The sequence below is a fragment of the Streptomyces sichuanensis genome (assembly GCF_020328095.1).
GTDB lineage: Bacteria > Actinomycetota > Actinomycetes > Streptomycetales > Streptomycetaceae > Streptomyces > Streptomyces cinnamoneus.
On record NZ_JAIXMK010000283.1, the window covers coordinates 1 to 417 of the forward strand.

A 417-nucleotide genomic window follows, 5' to 3' on the forward strand; every position below is an offset into this window, starting at 1 on the left:
GGCCAGTAGTTGGCCTGGACCTCGGCGTAGGTGAGCTTGCCGTCGGTGTCGCCGTTGATGATCTCGACGGTCCAGACGACGCGGTTGCCCGGGTCGCAGACGGCGCCGGCGCGGGTCTGGTTGATGTAGGTGTTGCCGGTGGTCGCGGTGTGCTCCTCGATGGGGCCTTCCTTGACCGTCTCGCCCTTGCTGTTGATCTCGACGAAGCGGGTCTGGATGACGATGCCCGGGGCGATGCCCGTCAGCGTGGCCGCGGCGAGGGCGATGTAGTCGGAGTGGCCGGTGATGAAGGCGGCGCCGCCCTTGTCCGGGTGCTGGTCGCCGCCGTCGGAGTACTCGTCCTCGAACGAGATCTGCGTGGGGGTGTTGCGCTTGATGGTCAGGTCGGTCTTGCGGGCAAGGCTCACGCGCTTGGGC

Annotated in this window: 1 protein-coding gene; it reads right to left on the minus strand. The window is 67.6% G+C overall.

Annotated features, from left to right (window positions below; all coding sequences use genetic code 11):
• On the minus strand, positions 1-417 hold a 417-nt coding region (locus tag LE181_RS31970; RefSeq protein WP_372458563.1), incomplete at both ends, for a hypothetical protein.